Consider the following 4,632-nt stretch of genomic DNA (forward strand, 5'->3'; position numbering starts at 1 on the left):
CTTCGCGTCCATGGACGCACCCTGCGCCGGGATGATGACAAGGTCTGACATGCCGATGGCATTGGCGACCATGAGGCTGGCCGTGCCTTCAAGATCGACGATGACGAACTGCGCTTTGGCGGCGGCGTTCTCGATGAGATCGACAATCGTGTCTTCGGTCACATCCGCGATGATGTCGATGTTAGAGGGCTTGCCCGGCATTTTGCCCCACTGCGAAATCCAGCGCTCGGGGTCTGCGTCGATGACGGTGACGCGCGCGCCTTTGGCGGCAAGCTCTCCTGCAAGAAGCAAAGCTGATGTTGTTTTTCCGGCGCCACCTTTGGGATTGGCAAATGAGACTACAGGCATGCACGCTCACTATGTAAAAGTTTAAATGAATCACCTTCTTGTAAAATAATACCAGATAGCTAATGGCTACCAAACAGCAATCTATTGGTTATCCGGTAGCTACTGGATACTAAGCAGACATCTATTAGATATCGGATAGCTATTTGATATCCAGAAAGTAGCTTGTCGCTATCATCCAAGTAGCTATCAGAAAGCTAGCAGTTAGCTAGCTGATACCGTTCCCTGGCCCACGCCGCCGAGAACTGAAGCAAATCGTGCGCTACGTGGCACGAGATATGACAAGAGATTCGGTGATTCTGTGGGTAATCGCACGATTCAGCTGTCTCAGGGCCGCGCCGAGAATCAGACAACGGTGCGCTAAAGCCCTGCAAACCCGCATCGCGGGAAAACCGACTTGCTATAGCCGGAGACATTGCTGACAATTTGTTGTGGCTCCACAAGAGCCGCGCCAGTCTTCAATCACTCAAGAGGCGATTTTGAAATAACAAAAAGAAAACCCGCCAAGAAGGGCGGGTCGCTCGATAAATCGAGATATTCGTGAAATCAGCACTCCGAATATCTCATGCTCCAAAACTAATCGCAATACATTTTTGCGATGAGATCGCGCGCCCATATTCTCTGCGGGTTTTCTCCGAACGATAAGGAGAAACCAAATGACTATGCATAATGACGCGCAGGCCGCTTTCATCGAATCGGCGCGCACCCTCAAGAATCGCGCTTCGTCGTTCCAGACTTTGCACGTCCCAACAATCGATCCGGAGCGCCGCCAGCGATCACTGCAAACCTGCCACCGGTATGCGGCGACCGAGCGTCCGCGCCGCGCGGTCTCGCACACGGGCAATGGCTACGTGCCGGAGCTGGCCGCGCGCATCGAAGACGATCAGAACCTAACCGACGGCGCGCGGCGCTGCGCGCGCAAGATCGCGGAGCTGACCTATCGCCAGAACAGAGAAGGGCGGGTACTGCCGGTGACGGTCACCTACCTCGCACGCGCACTTGGGCGCTGCCGCCGTTCGGTGCAACGCTATCTCAGGCAGTTGGAGGAGGGGGGCTATGTGGCGGTCGAGGTCGTAGCCTCTCCGCGCTCGCGCATGTGCATCGGGCTCATGGTCCGACTGCTCGCGCCGCTTCTGGCCGCCCATCACCGTCAAAGCTGGCCGCAAAACGCCCAGAACCCAGGGGCGACACCAGAGTCACTGAATCATAGGTTCAGGTTATTATTTCAAGGAAAGGCTTGCAGCATGCCCGTCGACCAGTGGGCACTGCGATGCATGGACGGCGTGTTCCGTTCCCTTATGAAAACGAAACCGCTCACAGCACTGCCGCCGGTCTATCTTGCCTAAGGGAACGGCGTAATCCGCAGGGCCAATTCCTGCCCGGTAGAGGGGCGGAGAGGTCAGTATTGCCTTCAGGGGGTGGGTTTGGCGTGTTCAGTGCCAGAACCCACCATAGCGCAACGTCACGAAAAGGCGGGGCGTTACGCCGCCAGCCTTCGCGCCGCGATCCGGTGATAGTTGCGGTCCAGCTCTATGCCGACATAGTCACAATCAGCCTCGCAAGCCGCGACAAGGGTCGATCCCGAACCGCAGAACGGGTCCAGCACCAGCCCGCCTTCGGGGCAGAACGCCTCGATCAGGGGCTTCAGGATGGCCACGGGTTTCTGCGTCGGATGCAGCCGGTTCCCCGTGTAAGGGAAGTCGATGACATCAGCCGGCGGGTTCTCCGGCAAAGCGGGGCGGCCCTTGGCCAGCACATAGGCGGACTCGTGCGTGTAGCTGACGAACCGGGAAGCGGACGCGTATTTCTTCCGAAAGACGATGTGGCCGACGATCCGGAAACCGGCCGCGCGCCAGGCGCCCATGAACCGGTCCGTTTGCGTCCAGCCGTAGAAGCTCACGCACAGGCTGTCGGGTTTCAAAACCCGGAACATCTCCCGCGCGGCCGGTCCGAGCCAGCGGCCATTGTCATCATTGATGATGCGGCGACCGTCGCGGGATTGATAGCGCACGAGATAGGGCGGGTCGGTCAGGATGAAGTCCACCGAGCGGGCGGGCATCCGGCGCATGACGCTGATGCAATCACCCTGATGGATCACGTTGCGGGAAAAGAGACTGGTCTGGTTCATGGCGTCCTCCGGCCTTGTTTTTTGCGTTTCGACGCGGAGGGACAGGACGGCTTGCCAAGGAGGCGGCGCACCGCAGAGAACACGGCCAACACGGGAGCGCATGCGAAGGAGCGGGCAGGCCGTTGCGCCGACGACTGCGGGCCGTCACCGCTGCGATCCTCTCCGAAACGCCACAAGGCCGGATGCCCGGCAGACCCGGTTTTCCCGACTGACGTGACCAGACTGTGCTCAATCCAGCAGGGATGCTGCCGGGCAGTGTCCGGCCATGGACACGCGCGACCACAAGCTGGCCGATATCGCGCATGCGGAGCGCCACGGCTTCCGCGTGGCCGATGATCTTGCGGACCTGCCGGTTTCGGACGGTGAGTTGGACGCCGTTGAAGCCTTCCTGATGGCCGCATTCCGGGCCGTGATGGCGGGCGAAACTCCGCCCAAAGCCAAGGATTCCGGCATTTCCGACTCGGATCAGCCGCAAACCCATGTTGATATCGACCAAGCAAACCGGGTTCGGAGACGAGCGCGATGAAGACCATGTCCGCATCTGCCGATCAGGGCGCGCCGCTCCGGGCCGCGCTTTACCTGCGCGTGTCCACAGGCCGGCAGGCGGAGAGTGACCTTTCCATTCCGGATCAGCGCCGGCAGGCATTAGCCTTCTGCACTGCGCGCGGCTGGACCGTAGCTGCCGAATTCGTCGATGCCGGCTTATCCGGCACAACCGACAACCGGCCAGAGCTGCAACGCCTTCTTGAGATCGCCACTGGCGGCGGCTCACCCTTCGACGTGGTGCTGGTGCATTCGCTTAGCCGCTTCATGCGCGATGCGTTCTTGCAGGAAATGCACGTCCGCCGTCTCGCGAAAGCTGGCGTGCGACTTGTCTCGATGACGCAGGAAGTGGGCGATGACCCCGTCGGCGTCATGGTCCGGCAAGTCTTCGCACTGTTCGACGAATACCAGTCGAACGAAATCCGCAAACACGTCAGCCGCTCCATGAACGAGAATGCCCGGCAGGGCTTCTGGAATGGTGCGGCTCCGCCGTTTGGCTACACGACTGTGGCGGCCGGGGAGCGCGGCGCGCGCATCAAGAAAAAGCTCGCCGTCGACCCTGTCGAGGCAGAGACCGTGCGCCTCATCTTCCGGCTCCTGATGGAAGGAGACGGTATCTCCGGCCCCATGGGTATCAAGGCGGCGGTGTGCTGGCTGAACGAACGCGGCTACCGCACGCGCGGCGGGGCGCGGTGGGGCATTGGTCCGCTGCATAGCCTTGTCACCAACACGGTGTACAAGGGTGAGGCGGTGTTCAACCGCAAGGACTCCAAGACCCGCAAGGAAAAGCCGGCCTCCGAGCACATCGTCGTTGCTTGCGATCCGATCATCGAACCGGCCAAATTCGATGCCCTCCAGGCGAGCCTCAAGGCCCGCAATCCGAAGGCCGCGCCGCCGCGCGTTGTCACCGGGCCGATCCTGCTCACTGGCATCGCCACCTGCGCCAGCTGCGCCGGGGGCATGACGATCCGTACGGGGAAGTCAGGCCGGTATCGATATTATGTCTGCGCGACCTGCGCGCAGAAGGGCAAAACGGCCTGCAAGGGCCGTTCGGTACCCATGGACCGGCTTGATGATGCAGTCATGGAGCGGATCAGCGAACAGCTCCTGACCCCGGAGCGGGTGGGTGCGCTGCTGCGCGGCCTGATGGATCGCCAGACCCGCAAGGACGAAGACCACGTAAGCCGCCTGTCGGCGCTCCGGGCGAAGCTCACCGACGCCGAAAACCGGCTGAACCGCCTCTATCAAGCCATCGAGAACGGCATCGCTGATCCCGCAGACCCGACCCTGAAAGACCGAGTCTCTGCCATCAAGACCGAGCGGGACATTGCCCAAACGGCCTTTGACCGGGCCGTCGCCGAAATGCGCCCCGATGCGCGGGTCACAGAGGACAAGATCGCGGCTTTCGTCGAGGTCATGCGCCAGAACGTGCTGACCGGCGACATGTCCTTCCGCCGCTCATACCTGCGCGCCGTCATCGACAAGGTCGAGGTCGGTGATACGGAAATCCGTATCCACGGGCGGCGGACGGTTCTGGAGCGTCTGGTGATGGGTGGCGGGGCCGCTCCGGCCGGAGTGCCCAGTTTTGTTCGTGAATGGCGCACCCGACACGATTC

5 protein-coding genes are annotated in these 4,632 nt (G+C 61.1%); 3 read left to right on the forward strand and 2 right to left on the reverse strand.

From position 1 onward, the window contains the following. On the reverse strand, window positions 1-348 hold a 348-nt coding region (locus tag MFF42_RS24790; protein ID WP_238258601.1), incomplete at its 3' end, for a ParA family protein. A gap of 653 nt (window positions 349-1,001) precedes the next feature. On the opposite strand from MFF42_RS24790, the gene MFF42_RS24795 reads away from it, so the two are divergent. Further along, window positions 1,002-1,691, forward strand: a complete 690-nt coding sequence (locus tag MFF42_RS24795) for a helix-turn-helix domain-containing protein (RefSeq protein ID WP_238258602.1) — start codon at window positions 1,002-1,004, stop codon at window positions 1,689-1,691. Window positions 1,692-1,825: 134 nt separating this feature from the next. On the opposite strand, the gene MFF42_RS24800 is transcribed toward MFF42_RS24795, so the two are convergent. Continuing rightward, a complete protein-coding gene (locus tag MFF42_RS24800; RefSeq protein ID WP_238258604.1) occupies window positions 1,826-2,473 on the reverse strand; it encodes a DNA methyltransferase in 648 nt (215 codons plus the stop codon). 265 nt (window positions 2,474-2,738) lie between these two features. Here MFF42_RS24800 and MFF42_RS24805 point away from each other — a divergent pair, with 265 nt between their 5' ends. Beyond that, window positions 2,739-2,999: a hypothetical protein gene (locus MFF42_RS24805; protein ID WP_238258605.1), complete on the forward strand. Its 261-nt coding sequence runs from the start codon at window positions 2,739-2,741 to the stop codon at window positions 2,997-2,999. Beyond that, the coding region (locus tag MFF42_RS24810) for a recombinase family protein (protein ID WP_238258606.1) at window positions 2,996-4,632 on the forward strand (1,637 nt) is incomplete at its 3' end. The genes MFF42_RS24805 and MFF42_RS24810, both read left to right, overlap by 4 nt.

It is taken from the genome of Methylorubrum podarium, from assembly GCF_022179745.1.
Taxonomy (GTDB): Bacteria; Pseudomonadota; Alphaproteobacteria; order Rhizobiales; family Beijerinckiaceae; genus Methylobacterium; species Methylobacterium podarium.

Bases quoted from the DNA above. Each gene is read 5' to 3' on its own strand.
- MFF42_RS24795 (WP_238258602.1), top strand. From the start codon at position 1,002: ATGACTATGCATAATGACGCGCAGGCCGCTTTCATCGAATCGGCGCGC.
- MFF42_RS24800 (WP_238258604.1), bottom strand. From the start codon at position 2,473: ATGAACCAGACCAGTCTCTTTTCCCGCAACGTGATCCATCAGGGTGAT.
- MFF42_RS24805 (WP_238258605.1), top strand. From the start codon at position 2,739: ATGGACACGCGCGACCACAAGCTGGCCGATATCGCGCATGCGGAGCGC.